Genomic DNA, 16,054 nt, shown 5'->3' with positions numbered 1-16,054 from the left:
CTGCTTACTCAGCCCTTCGCGGCGGCGGCGTCGGTGTCCTTGGCGATGTCCGCGGCGGTGCCCTTGCCGGCCAGCAGGTTCACGACGGCGGTGTTCATGGCGTTGCCGACGTTCTGGCCGTACATGGTGTCGAGGAACTGCATGGAGTAGGCGGCCTTGTTGAAGGCCCGCAGCGCCGAGACGTTGTAGGAGTCGGTGACGACCTCCTGGGCGTCCTTGTTCACCGGGATCGTGTAGAAGGCCTTGGCGTAGGCCTTCTGCTGATCCTTCGTCACAAGGAACCGAAGGAAGCCGAGGGCTTCCTTCGGCGCGTTCCTGGACAGCGAGTATCCGTCGAGACCACCCATGATGGCCGTCGGACTGCCCTGGCCGCCGGCCACGGCGGGGAAGGGGAACCAGCCCAGGTCGGGAAGCTGTTTCTTGTCCGGGGTCAGGCTGGCGAACACGCCCGGCTGCCAGTTGCCCATCAGCTCCATGGCCGCCTTGTGGTTCGCGACCATGCCGGCCGACGACCCGGCACCCTGCTGCGACGAGGTCGTCAGGAAACCCTTCTGGAAGGGGTCGACCTTGAGGAAGGACGCCAGGTCCTCGCCGGCCTTGGTCCAGCACGGATCGGTGAACTTGAGCTCCTTGCCGGCCTTCGTCATGGTGTCCTGGCTGCACTCGCGCAGAGCGAAGTTGTAGTACCAGTGCGCGGCCGGCCAGGCGTCCTTGGCTCCGACCGCGATCGGCGCGACGCCGGTCTTCTTCAGCTTCGCGACATCGGCCTCAAGCTCGTCCATCGTCGTCGGCGGCGCGGTGATGCCGGCCTTCCCGAACAGGTCCTTGCTGTAGTAGATGCCCTCGGGCTGCGTGTCGACGGGCATGGCGTAGACCTTGCCGTCGATCGAATAGCCGGCGACAGCCGCCGCGCCCGCGTCGGCCTTGTCGGTGGCGGTGAGGCTCAGTGCCTGGACCTGGCCGGCGTCGACCATGGCCTGCATCTTGCCGCCACCGCGCTGCAGGAAGATGTCCGGCGCCGAGCCCGAGTTGAGCGCGGTCTGCAACTTGCCGTCGAAGTCCTCGTTCTGGATCGCCTGGATCTTGATCGTGACGTTCGGATGCAGCGAGTGGTACTCCTTCGCGGCGGCCTTCCAGTACTCCTCACCGGGCCCAGGCTGTGCGTTCTCCCAGACGGTCAACGTGACCTTGCCGCCGGACGAACCACCGTCGCTGCCGGTGTCGCCGCCGCCGGCGCAGCCGGTGGCCGCCAGTGCGATGCCCAAGCCGATCGCGACAGCCGTCGCGCCGCGTGTGTTCCTCGTCATCCGGGGACTTCCTGACCTCTCGTCATAGACACAATACTGCGAAAATTTGCGCAAACTAATGGTCCTGTTGACCGTCGAAAACCCTGCATGTGCGCTGATCTGGGTGTTCGAGCGGCAGGTCGGCGGGCCGCGGCGGCAGTGAGACTTGGACACGCGCACACGCGTCCGCGACGATCACTGCCGCTCGTACTTCCCGGCTCCAGGCATGTTCGTGTGGACGTGCCAGGTGGACGGGCGTAACCGTACGGAGTCGTTTCCGTTACGGGGAGGTTCGGGTCGATCGAGAGTATGCGCTCCGCTCAGAGCGGCAGTCAACGAATAGTTTTCGAAAGTTCATCGAAACTTGAGGCCGTGTGGCACGCCTTGTGCCCCACCGCCGCGAGGCGTGGCCGGCAAGCTCCCGACGAAGACGTGAGGCCCTTGACAGCAGGTGGTTCTGTCTCGAAGCCACGTCCCCGACATGGGGAGTTCAGATGTCGATCGTGACCGTCGGCGCCGGCGCCGACGGGATCGCTGCGGCCCAGCCGGACACCGTGGCGTGCGCGACTCGACCGGAGGGCCTCGTCCGCTTCCGTTGGAGTGAAGAACTCGACGAGCTGCTGCCGCTGACGTCCCGACACGTCATGGTTCTTTCGGGGCAATCAGGCTCGAAGGGAGCAGAGTCGTGAAGATGAGGCAGACAGGGACGGTCCTGGGTGTGGCGGCGCTCGCCATGCTGACCGTTCCGGCGAACGCTCACGCCGCGGCAGTCGCCTGCGGCGGTGGTGTGTCGACCGGCCGGGTCGCCGTCAACGGCTGCATCAGCGCCCAACGCGGAAAGGAGGGCAAGATCTACACCCGGGAGATCACGGCGCACGTCAAGCTGCGCAACACGGGGCCAAGGGCGGCGAACGTCTCCTATGAGGCGTTCTTCCGTGTCGTCTCCGGTGGTCACTGGGTGAAGTTGGGCAGCGGTCGCACCTATCTCCCGGCGGGTGAGACCGTCGGGCCCACGGAGGTGGGAAGCTCGACCCGGGTGTGCGGCCCCGTGAGGGTCGAGATCCGCGTACACGCCCGTGCCGCCGGGAGTGGCTGGAGCGGCTGGTCCACCGCCGGAACGGCGCAGTGCCAGACCTGAGCGGCTGGACATACGAGCCGCCGGCCCGGCCCGTCGCGCCAGGTGCGGGCGCCAGCTGCCGAGACCGGCCGTGGGGAACGAGATCGCCCCGCGGTCTGCCCCGCTCGGTCAGCAACATCGCCTGGCGGTCCCTCGTCGCCGCCTTCACCGAGGACAAGGGCATCGTCGACGAGTCCTCCACCCGCGTCGCCGTCACCGAGACGCACGCGACGGAGTGACCGCCGGTCCGCTGCCGTTCAGGAGCGATGAAAGCGAGATGCCCTCGGCCGCGAGGGCATCGGCACCGCCTTGCTCCCGGTCGATCACGCACAGCGCCTCGTGCACGGCGAGCGCGGTCACCACCGGGGACGCCGCCCGTCTCCAGCCCGGCCAGGACCTCGGTGCCAGAGACACCATGAGCACCGGGGCAGGGGAGCCGGGCGGGGCTCCGGGTCAGGGCTCCACTTGTCGCCAGTCCGTCACAGGGCCGGGGTTTGTGTGGTCCGCAGGGGTGACCCAGAAGGCTTTGCCCAGCTCAGCGCTGACCTGGGCGCCCGTCCGGCCGTCCCCGGAGGACCGGCCGGTCAGCCGCCTGCCTATCCAGGGCAGCAGGTGCTGCCGGGCGAACCGGACGTCCGCCACCCGGCGGTCCAGCCAGGCCGGCGGCGCGGTGGCCGGCATCGGTACCCGCCACTCGGTGTCCTCGGGCTCGTAGCCGAGCGTCTGCCAGACCGCCTCGGCCACCCGGCGGTGCCCCTCGGCCGTCAGATGCAGCCGGTCCACGTCCCACAGCCGGGGGTCGCCGAGGGCGGGGGCGCCGTAGAGGTCGACCACCAGCGCGCCGTGCCGGGCGGCCAGCTCGTCCACCATGGCGAACAGCTCCTCCATGCGCGGCCGGAAGCGCTCCAGGACCGGGCCCCGGCGGCCGGGGCTGCGCATCAGCACCAGGTGCTTGCAGGAGGGGGCCAGCCGCTCGACCGCCTCGGTCAGCAGCCCGCGCACCCGGCCCATGTCGCACTTGGGCCGCAGAGTGTCGTTGAGGCCGCCGACCAGGGTCACCACGTCGGCGTTCATGGCCGCCGCCAGGTCGATCTGCTCGTCGACGATCTGCCCGATCAGCTTGCCGCGCACGGCGAGATTGGCGTATCGGAAGCCAGGGGCGCTCGCCGCCATCCGCGCGGCAAGCACGTCCGCCCAGCCCCGGTAGGAGCCGTCGGGCAGCCGGTCCGACATGCCCTCGGTGAAGGAGTCGCCGACCGCGACCAGGCTGGTGTACGGGGGGGAAGTGGGATTCGTCTGCATGGCGACAGCGATGGTATCCCGGCTCCATACCCGTCGGTCGGTCGGTGTGGAGAACCGGGGGGAAGCGCGGGAAAACCCGGGAAATCTCGGGGAACCGGAGGAATCCCGAGAGCACGCGTGCTCAGGCCGGCTGCCCGAACAGCTCCCGCAGCACGTCCTCCATGGTCACGAGCCCCGCCAGCCGCCCGTCCTCGCCCAGCACGGCGGCCACATGGGTGCGGCTGCCCCGCATCGCCGTGAGCACGTCGTCCAGCGGCGTGCCCGCCCGCACCCGCGCGATGGGCCGCATGTCCCGCAGCTCGAACGGCGCCTGCCGCGGGGCGGCGTCCAACGCGTCCTTGACGTGCAGATACCCCACGATCCTGCGGGCCTCGTCGACCACCGGGAACCGCGAGAACCCCGACTCCGCCGACAGCCGCTCCAACTGCTCGGGGGTCACGCCCACCCGCGCGTACACCACCCGCTCCAACGGCACCACCACGTCCTGCACCGGACGGCTGCCCAGCTCCAGGGCGTCGTGCAGCCGCTCCTGCGCCCGGTCGTCGATCAGGCCCGCCTCGCTCGCGTCCTTGACGATCTCGGCGAGCTGGGTGTCCGTGAAGGTCGCCGTGACCTCGTTCCTGGCCTCCACCCGCAGCAGCTTCAGCAGCCCGTTGGCGAAGGCGTTCACCGTGAAGATCACCGGGCGCAACGCCCGGGACAGCGCGACCAGCGGCGGTCCGAGCAGCAGCGCCGCGCGCACCGGCTCCGCGAGCGAGATGTTCTTGGGCACCATCTCGCCCAGCAGCATGTGCAGATACGTCGCGAGGGTCAGCGCGATCACGAACGACACCACATGGCCCACGCCCAGCGGCACGCCCACGGCGTGGAACACCGGCTCCAGCAGATGCGCGATGGCGGGCTCGGCGACCACACCGAGGACCAGCGTGCACAGCGTGATGCCGAGCTGGGCGGTGGCCAGCAGCGCGGAGACGTGCTCCAGGCCCCACAGCGCGCTCTTCGCCCGCCGGTCGCCGTCCTGCGCGAGCGGCTCGATCTGCGAGCGGCGCACCGAGATCAGCGCGAACTCACCGGCCACGAAGAAGGCGTTGACCACGAGGGTGGCCAGACCGATGAGAAGCTGTACGGCGGTCATCGCGCTCCCTCCGTCGTCTCGTCGCGCTCGTCGTCCAGGGGCGCGTGCAGCAGCACCCGGGCGGCGCGGTGGCCCGAGGCGTCCACCACGTCCAGGCGCCAGCCCGCGATCTCGACCCGGTCGCCCACCTCGGGTATCCGGCCCAGCTCGGTCGCGACCAGCCCGGCCAGGGTCTCGTACGGTCCGTCGGGCACCCGCAGTCCGACGCGCGCGAGCTGGTCGGTGCGGGCGGCGCCGTCGGCCGAGTACAGGGCCCGGCCGCTCTCGTCCGCACCGGCCGGGGCGAGGTCGGGCGTCTCGTGCGGGTCGTGCTCGTCACGCACCTCGCCGACGACCTCCTCCACGATGTCCTCCAGGGTCGCCACGCCCGCCGTGCCGCCGTACTCGTCTATGACGACGGCCATGGTCCGGAGGCCGGACAGCCGGTCGAGGAGCCGGTCGACGGTGAGGGACTCGGGCACCAGCAGCGGCTCCCGCATCAGGTGCGAGACGCGGCGGTGGCGCCGGTGCTCGGCGGGCACCGCCAGGACGTCCTTGATGTGGACGGTGCCGACGACCGAGTCCAGGCCGCCCCGGTAGACCGGGAAGCGGGACAGGCCCGTCGCCCGGGTCGCGTTGGCCACGTCCTCGCAGGTCGCCTGCTCGTCCAGGGCGATGACCTGGACGCGCGGGGTCATCACGTTCTCCGCCGTCAGGTCGGCCAGGTTCAGCGTCCGCACGAACAGCTCGGCGGTGTCCGCCTCCAGCGCGCCCTCCTTGGCGGAGTGCCGGGCGAGCGCGGCCAGCTCCTGCGGTCCGCGCGCGGAGGCCAGCTCCTCGGCGGGCTCGAAGCCGAGCCGGCGCACGACATGGTTGGCCGTGTTGTTCAGCTGGGCGATGAAGGGCCGGAAGGCGGCGCTGAACAAGCGCTGCGGGGTGCCCACCTTCTTGGCCACGGCCAGCGGCGAGGAGATCGCCCAGTTCTTGGGCACCAGCTCGCCGACGACCATCAGGAACACCGTGGACAGCGCGGTGCCGAGCACCAACGCGGCCGAATGCGCCGCGCCGCCCGACAGCCCCAGGGCCCGGAACGGCCCGGCGAGCAGCCCGGCGATCGAGGGTTCGGCGAGCATACCGACGACCAGGTTGGTGACGGTGATGCCGAGCTGGGCGCCGGAAAGCTGGAAGGTCAGGTTCCGTACGGCCTTCAGGGCGCCCGCGGCGCCGCGCTCGCCGCGCCGGGCGGCCCGCTCCAGCTCGCCGCGCTCGACCGTGGTCAGCGAGAACTCCGCCGCCACGAACGCGCCGCAGGCCAGTGACAGCAGGATCGCCACCAGAAGGAGCAGCACTTCGGTCATCGGGTCACCCCCGTCCCATGATCGGACAGGGGACGACGGGACGCGCGGTGTCGCGGGCCGGGGGGCTCGCCCATGGGCGGACGCTCACTACCTTTCACAGAGAACCGAGTGCTCCCTCCAGGGTAAAGGATGGGCAAAGCAACCCCCGGGCCCTGTGGACAACTCAGCCGACCAGGTCGGTGAGCGGCTTGACCCAGCGCCGCCACTGCTCCTGGGGCCCGTACCCGGCGGCGCTCCACGCGTGCCGCGCCCGCTCGTTGCGCACCAGCACCATCGCGTCGGCGCGCCGTCCGCCGAGGCGCACGAAGCGCTCCTCGGCGGCGGCCAGCAGGGCCGTCGCGATGCCCTGCCGCCGCCGCTGGGGAGCCACCGCGAGCCGGTAGAGATGGCAGCGCCAGCCGTCGAAGCCCGCGATCACGGTGCCGACCAGCTCGCCGTCCCGCTCGGCCAGGACCAGCGCCTCCGGGTCGCGCGCCAGCAGGTGCTCCACGCCGGCGCGGTCGTCGCTGATGCTCGTACCCTCGGCGGCCGTCCGCCAGAACGCGAGCACGGCGTCGAGGTCAGCGGGGGCGGCGGGGCGTATGCGCAACTCGTCCATGCCGCCACCTTGATCGCGGCCGTGCCCCGCGCGCCGGGGTTTCCATCATGCGGACTCGGCGCGCAGCCGCTCGATCACCGGCGCGAACGCCTCCATCTGGGGCTCCAGGACGGTCAGGTTGGTGAATCCGTACCGCTCGCGCTGCGCCCTGACCCTCGCCACGACGTCCTCCAGCGGACCCACCAGCATGACGGGCAGCTCCAGCATGGTCTCCAGGGTCAGGTCCGGCCGCCGCTCCAGCACCGGCTTCAGCGCCGACTCGGGGTCGTCGGTGACGGCGACCTGCTGGATCAGCAGGCTCAGCTCGGCGGGCTCCGCCCGGCCACTCGCCAACTCCCGGTAGCGTCCTACCCGTTCGTCCAGCTCATCGGCGGTGAGCGGTTGGAGCGACCCCGTGTTTCCCGTCCGGGCGCCCGGGAAGGCGGCGATGTCGGCGTGCTCGGCGGTCAGCCGCAGCATCCGGTCGCCGTTGCCGCCGATCAGCAGCGGCACCCGGTCCTGCTCCGGGCGCGGCTGGTACTCCGGGGAGCCGAGCAGCCGGTTCAACTCCTCGACGGTGCGCCGCAGATGGTCCACCCGCTCCCCCGGGGAGCCGAAGGGCAGCCCGGCCGCCTCGTGTTCCTCCTGCACATAGCCGGTGCCGAGGCCGAGTTCGAGGCGCCCGCCGGTGAGCGCGTCCGTGGTCGCCACCTCCCGGGCCAGCAGCGTCGGGTTGTGGAAACCCGCGTTGAGCACGAGCGTGCCGACCCGGACCCGCTCGGTCGCCTGCGCCGCCGCGACCAGCGCGGGGAAGGGCGCCACCCAGCCGAGATGGTCGGGGACGAGGATCACGTCGTAGCCCAGCTCCTCGGCGCGACGGCACTTCGCGCGCCACTCGGCCGCGGACGCGGGCGTGAGCATGTTGACCCCGAAGCGGAACGGGCGCGGCATGAAGTCTCCTCGACCTGAAGCGAATTCTCCCCCTCGGCTGACATTGCATCACATCCGTTCCGGCGTGCGCGTGGGCCGTCACTCGTGGGCAATCGCCGCCAGCACGTTCATGCGCGACGCCCGCAGCGCCGGCAGCAGGGCGGCTACGACACCCACCACCGCGGAGCCGATCAACACCGCCACGACGGTGCCCCAGGGGATCGCGAACGCCGTCAACCCGCGCAGCGCCAGTACCTGTTGCATGCACACGCCCCACACCAGGCCGAGGACGAGCCCGAGCACGGCGCCGAACACCGCGATCACCACGGACTCCAGCCGGATCATCCGCCGCAACTGCCGCCGCCCCAGCCCGATCGCGCGCAGCAGTCCGATCTCCCGGGTGCGCTCCACCACCGACAGGGCAAGGGTGTTGACCACACCGAGCACCGCGATGACGATCGCCAGGCCCAGCAGGGCGTACACCAGGTACAGCAGCACACTGATCTGGTCGTGCACCAGCTGCTTGTAGTCGCTCTGGTCGCGCACCTGGACCTGCGGGAACGGCTTGAGCGCCTGCTCCAGCCGGGGGCGCAGGTCCTGCGGCTTCGTGCCGGGAGCGGCGTTCACGTACAGCACGGAGTCCTGCCCGCCGGGCGCGTACCGCTCCAGCGTGCCGAGGCCGAAGAAGACGCCGCCCTGGTTGCCGAAGCCGTCGGTCGTGGACTGCTCGGTGAGCGCGCCGACCCGCAGCTCGGCCCGGCGGCCCCCCGGGAACCGCACCGGGAGCACGCTGCCGAGCCGCACCCCGTGGTCCTCGGCGAAGCTCGCGTCCAGGGCGAGATGCCCGTCGGCCAGCGCGGCCGCCGAGCCGCCCTTCGCGTAGGAGAGGTGCACGACGTCGTCAAGTCCCGGGCCGTACCCGGCGGCGCCCGTCTCGACCCGGGCGCCGTCGGGCAGCCGTACCTCGATCCGCGTCAGCCGCTGCGCCACGACGAGCCCGGCCCCCCTGGTCGCGGCCACGCGGACGGCGATCTGCCGGGTGAACGGGGTGAAGTTGGCGTTCTGGACCGTGAAGTCCGCGCCGAGGCGCCGGTCGATCTGCTGGTCGAACGACGCCGACATGGACGCGCTCGCCACCGACATCCCGCCCACCAGGGCCAGGCCCACCATCAGCGCGGCGGCCGTGGCGCCGGTACGGCGGGGGTTGCGCAGGGCGTTGCGCTGGCTCATCCGGCCGACCGGACCGAACAGCGCGGGGAAGCCCGCGCCCAGCACCCGGATCACCGGCCGCACCAGCAGTGGCCCGGCGACCACGGTCGCGATCAGCGTCAGCGCCACACCGACGCCCAGCAGTACGGCGGCGGGCCCGGTCCTCGTGGCCGCCGCGCACCCGGCCAACGCCGCCGCGCCCACCGCCCCGACCGCCGCGCCGGCGATCGCCCGCGCCCGCAGTGGCTTGCCCACACCGGCGACCTCGGCGTCCGCGAGAGCCGCCATGGGGGAGACGGCCGCCGCGCGCCGGGCGGGCAGATAGGCGGCCACGAAGGTCACACCGAGCCCGACGAGGTACGCGGCGACGGGCGTGCCCCAGCCGATCACCATCTGCGCGGCGTTCAGGTCCATCCCGAACGTCCGCATCAGACCGATCAGCCCGTACGCCAGTCCGATCCCGGCCGCGAGGCCGAGCGTCGAGCCGACCAGGCCCAGCAGCAGTGCCTCCGTCAGCACCGAGCGCCGTACCTGCGTCCGGTCGGCGCCCAGCGCGCGCAGCAGGCCCAGCTCCCGGGTGCGCTGGGCGATCAGCATGGAGAAGGTGTTGACGATCAGGAAGACGCCGACCAGGAGCGCGACCCCGGCGAAGCCCAGCATGACGTACTTGACGACGTCCAGGAACGTGCCGAGGCTCGCCGCCGCCGACTTGGCCTGCTCGTTCGCGGTCCTCACGTCGTAGGCGGCCGCGTCCGCGCCGAGCGCCGCGACGACCCGGTGCTTGAGCTGCGCGTCGGAGACGCCCGGGGCCGCGTCCACCGAGATGCCGGTGGCCCGCGCGTCCGAACCGAGGAGCCGGCGCCCGGCCACCGCCGGGTCCAGGAAGAGCAGCGCCTCGCCCGGGTTGGTCGTGGTGAACGTGGCGATCCCGACGACCCGCACCGGGAAGGTTCCGGGCTGCGCCTGCACGGTCAGCGTGTCGCCGATCCGTACGTGCCTCTTGCCGGCCGTGTCGGCGTCGAGCAGCGCCTCGCCGGGACCGCGCGGGGCGTGCCCGGAGGTCAGCTCCACCGGGCTGTGCCGGGTCGGGTACCAGGAGCCGGCGAGGGTGGGCGCGCCGTTGGTCGGGCTGATGGAGCGGTTGCGGTGGTCGACCACCACGATGTTCTGCACCTGCACCTCGGCGCGCGCCGCCGCCACCCCGTCGGCCCGCGCCACCTTCTCGCGCAGCGCGGCGGGCAGGGCCCCCACCGCGCCGCTCGCCCGCGCCGACATAAGGTCCCGCTTCGGCTGCACGCTCACATCGGCGGCGGTGGAGGCGAACAGCCGGTCGAACGTACGGGTGACGGTGTCGGAGAAGATCAGGCTGCCCGCGACGAACGCCACGGACAGGACCACGGCCAGCGCCGACAGCGCGAGCCGCCCCTTGTGCGCGAGGAAGCTCCTCAGGGTCGCCTTGAGCACCGGGTCACTCCTCCTGTGCGGCGCCCGTGCCGCGGGCGCCGTCGAACCGCTTCATCCGCTCCAGCACCCGCTCCGCCGTCGGCCGGGCCAGCTCGTCCACGATCCGCCCGTCGGCGAGGAAGAGCACCAGGTCGGAGTGGGCGGCGGCGCCGGGGTCGTGGGTGACCATGACGACGGTCTGCCCCAGGTCGTCCACCGCGCCGCGCAGAAAGCCCAGCACCTCCAGACCGGCCCGCGAGTCGAGGTTTCCGGTCGGTTCGTCGGCGAAGATCAGCTCGGGCCGGGAGGCCAGCGCCCGCGCGCACGCCACGCGCTGCTGCTGGCCGCCGGACAACTGGCTGGGCCGGTGCGCGAGCCTCGCGCGCAGCCCGAGGGTGTCGATCACCTGATCGAGCCACGCCTGATCGGGTTCACGGCCCGCGATGTCCATCGGCAGGGTGATGTTCTCGGCGGCGGTCAGCGTCGGGATGAGGTTGAACGACTGGAACATGAACCCGATCCGGTCCCGCCGCAGCCGGGTCAGCTCCCGCTCCCGAAGCCCCGTGATCTCGGTTTCGCCCAGCCACACCTGCCCGGCCGACACGGTGTCGAGCCCGGCCAGGCAGTGCATCAGCGTGGACTTGCCGGACCCCGAGGGCCCCATCACGGCGGTGAACCGGCCCCGCGCGATGTCCACGTCCACCGAGTCCAGCGCGAGCACGGCGGTCTCGCCCGCGCCGTAGGCCTTGGTCAGCCCGCGGGCGCGGGCCGCGGTCCCCTCGCCCGGCACGCGGCCGGGGACGTGCCGTGCGGCAGCGGATGTGGACAAGACCGCCTCCCGGTCACCGGTTCGAGCTGTCCCGGGTGAGCCTAGTGTGGCCGGGGGCACAGGGGGAATCGGGGGCCGCGCCGAAGGGTGCGGGCCGGTCGAGAGACCTGCGCAAACCCTTCGGCGCGGCGCGGACGACGCTCCGGCGAGCCCTGGCCGGACGCGCCCGTGCGCCCCCTTGTGCCCCCGCCGCCGCTTGCCCCTGCTAGCACCCTGACGCTAGCGTCGAGACATGGCGAAGACCCAGCTGAACGTGCGCGTGGACGAGGGCACAGCCCGCGCGGCGCGGGAGCGCGCGCTGGCCCGCGGGATGAGCGTCAACCGCTACATCGAGGAACTGGTCAGACAGGACACCGGCGAGGCCGGCCGCACGTTCGTGGAGGCCGCCGCCGACTTCATGAAGCAGTACGAGTCCGTGTTCGCCGAGGAGTTCTCCGAGTCGCGCGGCACCGCGCCGCGCGAAGGACGCAGCTGATCCCTTGAGCGATTCCCCGAACGGGCTGAGCATCGACCTCGCCTGGCTGCTCATGCTCGCCGAACAGAAGACGCCCGGGGACCCGCAGGTCACCGACTGGGGCGCGCTGATCGCCGCCGTCGCCCGGCACCGGGCGGAGATATTCGGCGTACCGGTGTACGAGACGCCGTACGCGCGCGCCGCCGCCCTCCTCCAGCTGCTCATCCACGTGCCGGCGCTGGAGCGCTCCAACGCGCTGTTCGCCTCCGCCGTCGCCTACGCCTATCTGATCGCCAGCGGCGCGAAGGTCGTCACCACGCCGGAGCAGGTGCGCGATCTCGCCCGGCTGGTGAAGGACGGCGCGGCGAGCGTGGACGACATCGCCCGTGAGCTGCGCCGCTGGAGCCTGTGATCAGCCGCCGTCCGGGCGCCAGGCGGTCCCGAGCACGCAGTACGAGGCGGGCAGCCTCGGCCCGTGCTCGGGCAGCGACAGGGTGCGGTACGGCCCGAGTTCGAGGCCGGCGGAGCGCAGCGCGGCCACCGGGTCCCGGGCCAGATGGCAGCCCCCGGCGAGCGCGGGCCACACCGTGCGGTCGAGGGTGTGCTGGGTCAGCCTCATCGCCCGGCCCCCGCCCCGGCCGTGCTCGAAGAACCGCACCTGCCCGCCCGGCCGGAGCACCCGCCGCACCTCGCCCAGTGCCCGCGCCACGTCGTGCACGCTGCACAGCACCAGGGACAGCACGACCGCGTCGAACGCCCCGCTCTCGACGGGCAGCGCCTCCGCCGTGCCGGGCACGACGTCGACGGGCACCGACGCGTGCCGCGCCGCCTCCAGCGCCAGCCGCCCGAGCAGCGGCTCCGGTTCGATGGCGACGACCTCCGTGACGGTGGCGGGATAGCGGGCGAAGTTCAGCCCGTTCCCCGCGCCGACCTCGATGACACGGCCAGTCAGCCCGGCGAGCAGCCGCCCCCGCACCCCGGCGAGGCCGAGCCGTGTCTCCGCCCCGACACTGCATCGCGCGTAGTACCGCGCGAACACCGGATGCCGCACGGGGCCCCGCCCCGCCGCCTCGGACCTCAGCCGCACACCGACCTCCCTGACATCTCGGGCCTGGGAGAAGTGTGCCCTCAGGTCCCCTGCCAAGCCCCTTCCCGCGCCCTGAACGCCTCCGCGTCCCACGTTCCGTCCAGACGCGGGGACAGCCAACCGGGGGCCGACGCCCTGAAGCCGGCCGGCGGCAGGGCGCCCGCGCCCGCCGGGAGGGCGCCCAGGAGGGGCGTGGCGGAGACCTCGGGGAGGTCGGAGAGGTTGCAGCGGGTGGCCAGGTCGGGGGCGGTGGGCCAGCTGCCGATCACCACGCCGAACGGCTCCAGGCCGCGGCGGCGCAACTCGCGTGCCGTCAGCTCCGTGGCGTTCAGCGTGCCGAGGCCCGCCTGCGCCACGATCAGCACCGGCGCACCCAGCAGCCGCGCCGCGTCCGCCAGCGTGCCGCCCGCCGCGTCGAACCGTACGAGCAGCCCGCCCGCCCCCTCGACCAGCACCAGATCGTGGTCGGTGGCCAGCTTGGCGGCCCGCTCGGCCACCTCCTGCGGATGCACCGGCGCCATGCCGGCCCGCCGCGCCGCCGTACCCGGGGCCAACGGCTCGGGATAGCGGGCGAGCTCGTCCGCCGTGACGCCGCCCGCGAGCCGCGCCACCTCGTCCGCGTCCCCGCGCTCGTCCGGCCGTACCCCCGTCTGGGCGGCCTTGAGCACGGCCACCGAACGCCCGGCCGCGAGCGCCGCCGCGGCGACGGCGGCCGTGGTGACGGTCTTGCCGACCTCCGTGCCCGTCCCCGTGATCACCAGTACCGGCATCTCAACCCTCCCGCGCCGCGGCGCACACCGCGCGCGCGATCCGCGCCACGTCCTCGTCCGACGTGACGTACGGCGGCATCGTGTACACGAGATCGCGGAACGGGCGCAGCCACACGCCCTCCCGTACGGCCGCACGGGTGGCCGCGGCCATGTCGATCTCGTGGTCCAGCTGGACGACCCCGATCGCGCCCAGCACCCGTACGTCGCGCACCCCGGGCAGTTCGGCCGCCGGTGCGAGGCCCGCGGTGAGGCCCGCCTCGATCCGCTTGACCTCGGCCTGCCAGTCTCTGCCCCTGAGCAGCTCCAGCGAGGCGCAGGCCACGGCCGCCGCCAGCGGATTGCCCATGAACGTCGGCCCGTGCGCCAGCACCGGCACCTCGCCCCGCGAGATCCCCGTCGCCACCCGTGCCGTGCACAGCGTGGCCGCCATCGTCAGATAGCCGCCGGTCAGCGCCTTGCCCACGCACATCACGTCCGGGCTGACGGCCGCGTGGTCCGCCGCGAACAGTGCCCCGGTACGCCCGAAACCGGTCGCGATCTCGTCGAACACCAGGAGCACGTCGTGCGCGTCGCACGCCTCGCGCAGCACCCGCAGATACGCGGGGGAGTGGAAGCGCATGCCCCCGGCGCCCTGCACCACCGGCTCCACGATCACCGCGGCCAGCTCGTCCGCGTGCCGCCCGATCAGCTCGCGCAGGTGTTCCGCGTACGACTCCTCGTACCCGGCCGGCGGCGCGTCCGCGAAGACCTGGCGCGGCAGCGCGCCGGACCACAGCTCGTGCATCCCGCCCTCGGGGTCGCACACCGACATCGGATGCCAGGTGTCCCCGTGGTAGCCGCCCCGCCAGGTCAGCATCCGCCGCTTGCCGGGCCGGCCGAGCGAACGCCAGTACTGGAGGCACATCTTGACCGCGACCTCGACCGACACCGAGCCGGAGTCGGCCAGGAACACATGCTCCAGACCGTCCGGCGACATGTCGACAAGGAGCTTCGCGAGCCGGACCGCGGGCTCGTGGGTGAGCCCGCCGAACATCACATGGCTCATGCGCTCCAGCTGTCCCCGCGCCGCCTCGTTGAGGACCGGGTGGTTGTAGCCGTGGATCGCCGACCACCACGAGGACATGCCGTCCACCAGCTCGCCCGAGCCGTCCGCGAGCCGCAGCCGGACCCCGCTCGCCGACTCCACGACGAGCGGTTCGGCCCGTCCGGGCATCGGGCCGTACGGATGCCAGACGTGCCGCCGGTCCAGCTCCAGCAGCTCGGGGACGCTCAGGCGGGGCAGATCAGGCATTGGGCGCGAGATCCGTTCCGGCGCCCCGGCGGCGGACGGCGACCAGGTCGGTGCGCGGCTCGTTCGCGGCCACCGGCTCCCCGGCCGGCTCCGCGGGAGCCGACCCGCAGACCCCCGCGCCCTCGTGGCAGCCGCCCGTACCGCCCTCGTGGCAGCCGGCGGCGGCGCCCTCGTGGCAGCCCCCGCCCGCGCGGTGCTCCGGCAGGGTCACCTGCTCGGCGCCCTCCACCTCGAAGCCGGCGTCGGCGATCATCTCCAGGTCGGCCTTGCCCGCCTGACCCTCGCTGGTCAGGTAGTCGCCGAGGAAGATGGAGTTGGCCAGGTTCAGCGCGAGGGGCTGCATCGTGCGCAGGTGCACCTCACGGCCGCCCGCGATGCGCACCTCCACGTCCGGGCAGACGAAGCGGACCATCGCCAGGATCCGCAGACAGCGCTGCGGGGTGAGGTTCCACTCCTTGGCCAGCGGGGTGCCCTCGAACGGGATCAGGAAGTTCACCGGGACGGAGTCGGGGTCCAGCTCGCGCAGCGAGAAGACGACGTCCACCAGGTCCTCGTCGCTCTCGCCCATGCCGGCGATCAGCCCGGAGCACGGCGACAGCCCGGCCGCGTGCGCCTTCTGCACCGTGTCCACCCGATCGGCGTACGTGTGGGTGGTGGTGATGTCCCCGTAGGTGGACTCGGAGGTGTTCAGGTTGTGGTTGTAGGCGTCCGCGCCCGCCTCGCGCAGCCGTTCGGCCTGGCCGTCCGAGAGCAGCCCGAGGCACGCGCACACCTCGACGCCCTCGTTCTCCTCCTTGATGGCCTTGATGGTCTGCGAGACCCGGTCCACGTCCCGGTCGGTCGGGCCGCGCCCGCTCGCCACCAGGCAGACGCGCTTGGCGCCGCCCGCGAGCCCCGCGGCGGCGGCCTGGGAGGCCTCGTCGGGCTTGAGCCAGGTGTACTTGAGGATGCCCGCCTCGGAGCCGAGCCGCTGGGAGCAGTAGGAGCAGTCCTCGGGGCACAGCCCCGACTTGAGGTTGACCAGGTAGTTGAGTTTCACGCGCCGGCCGAACCAGTGCCGGCGCACCTTGCCGGCCGCGGCCACCACATCGAGCAGGTCGTCGTCGGAGGTGGCCAGCACGGCGAGCGCTTCCTCGCGGGTCGGCAGCTCGCGCCGAAGCCCCTTGTCCACCAGCGTGTTCAGCAGGTCCATGAGGCCCGATCCTGTCTTACGGGACCGCCCCGGGCCAAGGAGACTCCGCACAACGAAGCCGGTTCACCGTGTGGGTATTGCCACACGGTGGGCGT

The 16,054-nt window shown here is 72.5% G+C and carries 16 protein-coding genes and 1 pseudogene; 5 read left to right on the top strand and 12 right to left on the bottom strand.

Annotation, left to right across the window (positions count from 1 at the left end):
* Window positions 1-8: 8 nt before the first annotated feature.
* Window positions 9-1,307, bottom strand: a complete 1,299-nt coding sequence (locus ACWDD7_RS23220; RefSeq protein ID WP_450458740.1) for an ABC transporter substrate-binding protein — start codon at window positions 1,305-1,307, stop codon at window positions 9-11.
* Between the two features lie 473 nt (window positions 1,308-1,780).
* Between ACWDD7_RS23220 and ACWDD7_RS23215 the strand changes: the two genes are divergently transcribed.
* From ACWDD7_RS23215 to ACWDD7_RS23205, 3 genes are read left to right on the top strand one after another with little or no spacing between them, the layout of a single operon-like run.
* Window positions 1,781-1,975 carry a hypothetical protein gene (locus ACWDD7_RS23215; protein ID WP_450458739.1) on the top strand — a complete coding sequence of 65 codons (195 nt, stop codon included), beginning with the start codon at window positions 1,781-1,783 and terminating at the stop codon, window positions 1,973-1,975.
* A gap of 2 nt (window positions 1,976-1,977) precedes the next feature.
* A complete protein-coding gene (locus ACWDD7_RS23210) occupies window positions 1,978-2,424 on the top strand; it encodes a hypothetical protein (RefSeq protein WP_351878642.1) in 447 nt (148 codons plus the stop codon).
* Window positions 2,412-2,642, top strand: a complete 231-nt coding sequence (locus ACWDD7_RS23205) for a hypothetical protein (protein WP_450458738.1) — start codon at window positions 2,412-2,414, stop codon at window positions 2,640-2,642. Before ACWDD7_RS23210 ends, ACWDD7_RS23205 begins: the two co-directional genes overlap by 13 nt.
* Window positions 2,643-2,856: 214 nt before the next feature.
* Here ACWDD7_RS23205 and ACWDD7_RS23200 read toward each other — a convergent pair whose 3' ends face one another.
* From ACWDD7_RS23200 to ACWDD7_RS23170, 7 genes and pseudogenes are all read right to left on the bottom strand, one after another.
* Window positions 2,857-3,705 (bottom strand): SGNH/GDSL hydrolase family protein, encoded by an 849-nt coding sequence (locus ACWDD7_RS23200; RefSeq protein ID WP_450458737.1) that lies wholly within the window; start codon window positions 3,703-3,705, stop codon window positions 2,857-2,859.
* Window positions 3,706-3,826: 121 nt separating this feature from the next.
* Window positions 3,827-4,840, bottom strand: a complete 1,014-nt coding sequence (locus tag ACWDD7_RS23195) for a hemolysin family protein (RefSeq protein ID WP_450458736.1) — start codon at window positions 4,838-4,840, stop codon at window positions 3,827-3,829.
* A complete protein-coding gene (locus ACWDD7_RS23190; RefSeq protein ID WP_450458734.1) occupies window positions 4,837-6,177 on the bottom strand; it encodes a hemolysin family protein in 1,341 nt (446 codons plus the stop codon). The genes ACWDD7_RS23195 and ACWDD7_RS23190 overlap by 4 nt, the downstream gene beginning before the upstream one ends.
* A gap of 163 nt (window positions 6,178-6,340) precedes the next feature.
* Window positions 6,341-6,778, bottom strand: a pseudogene (locus tag ACWDD7_RS23185) (GNAT family N-acetyltransferase); the annotation flags it as partial.
* 42 nt (window positions 6,779-6,820) lie between these two features.
* A complete protein-coding gene (locus ACWDD7_RS23180; protein WP_450458733.1) occupies window positions 6,821-7,705 on the bottom strand; it encodes an LLM class F420-dependent oxidoreductase in 885 nt (294 codons plus the stop codon).
* 78 nt (window positions 7,706-7,783) lie between these two features.
* Entirely contained in the window at window positions 7,784-10,357 is a 2,574-nt protein-coding gene (locus ACWDD7_RS23175) for an ABC transporter permease (RefSeq protein WP_450458732.1), read from the bottom strand.
* 4 nt (window positions 10,358-10,361) lie between these two features.
* Entirely contained in the window at window positions 10,362-11,165 is an 804-nt protein-coding gene (locus ACWDD7_RS23170) for an ABC transporter ATP-binding protein (protein WP_392214313.1), read from the bottom strand.
* Between the two features lie 232 nt (window positions 11,166-11,397).
* On the opposite strand from ACWDD7_RS23170, the gene ACWDD7_RS23165 reads away from it, so the two are divergent.
* Both ACWDD7_RS23165 and ACWDD7_RS23160 read left to right on the top strand, forming a co-directional pair.
* Window positions 11,398-11,640 carry a toxin-antitoxin system HicB family antitoxin gene (locus tag ACWDD7_RS23165; protein ID WP_351867553.1) on the top strand — a complete coding sequence of 81 codons (243 nt, stop codon included), beginning with the start codon at window positions 11,398-11,400 and terminating at the stop codon, window positions 11,638-11,640.
* A gap of 52 nt (window positions 11,641-11,692) precedes the next feature.
* A complete protein-coding gene (locus ACWDD7_RS23160) occupies window positions 11,693-12,031 on the top strand; it encodes a fic family toxin-antitoxin system, toxin component (RefSeq protein WP_285558882.1) in 339 nt (112 codons plus the stop codon).
* Here the strand turns inward: ACWDD7_RS23160 and ACWDD7_RS23155 are convergent, their stop codons facing one another.
* From ACWDD7_RS23155 to bioB, 4 genes are read right to left on the bottom strand one after another with little or no spacing between them, the layout of a single operon-like run.
* Complete coding sequence (locus ACWDD7_RS23155; protein ID WP_450458731.1) at window positions 12,032-12,706, bottom strand: class I SAM-dependent methyltransferase; 675 nt, start codon at window positions 12,704-12,706, stop codon at window positions 12,032-12,034.
* Between the two features lie 41 nt (window positions 12,707-12,747).
* Window positions 12,748-13,476 (bottom strand): dethiobiotin synthase, encoded by a 729-nt coding sequence (bioD, locus tag ACWDD7_RS23150; RefSeq protein ID WP_450458730.1) that lies wholly within the window; start codon window positions 13,474-13,476, stop codon window positions 12,748-12,750.
* Window position 13,477: 1 nt separating this feature from the next.
* Window positions 13,478-14,767 (bottom strand): adenosylmethionine--8-amino-7-oxononanoate transaminase, encoded by a 1,290-nt coding sequence (locus ACWDD7_RS23145; RefSeq protein WP_351867544.1) that lies wholly within the window; start codon window positions 14,765-14,767, stop codon window positions 13,478-13,480.
* A complete protein-coding gene (gene bioB, locus ACWDD7_RS23140; protein WP_351867542.1) occupies window positions 14,760-15,959 on the bottom strand; it encodes a biotin synthase BioB in 1,200 nt (399 codons plus the stop codon). The genes ACWDD7_RS23145 and bioB overlap by 8 nt, the downstream gene beginning before the upstream one ends.
* Between the last annotated feature and the right edge of the window lie 95 nt (window positions 15,960-16,054).

The organism is Streptomyces sp. NPDC001056, from assembly GCF_053598955.1.
Note: the sequence above shows the minus strand (reverse complement) of the source record. Positions and strands in the feature narration are given on the sequence as shown.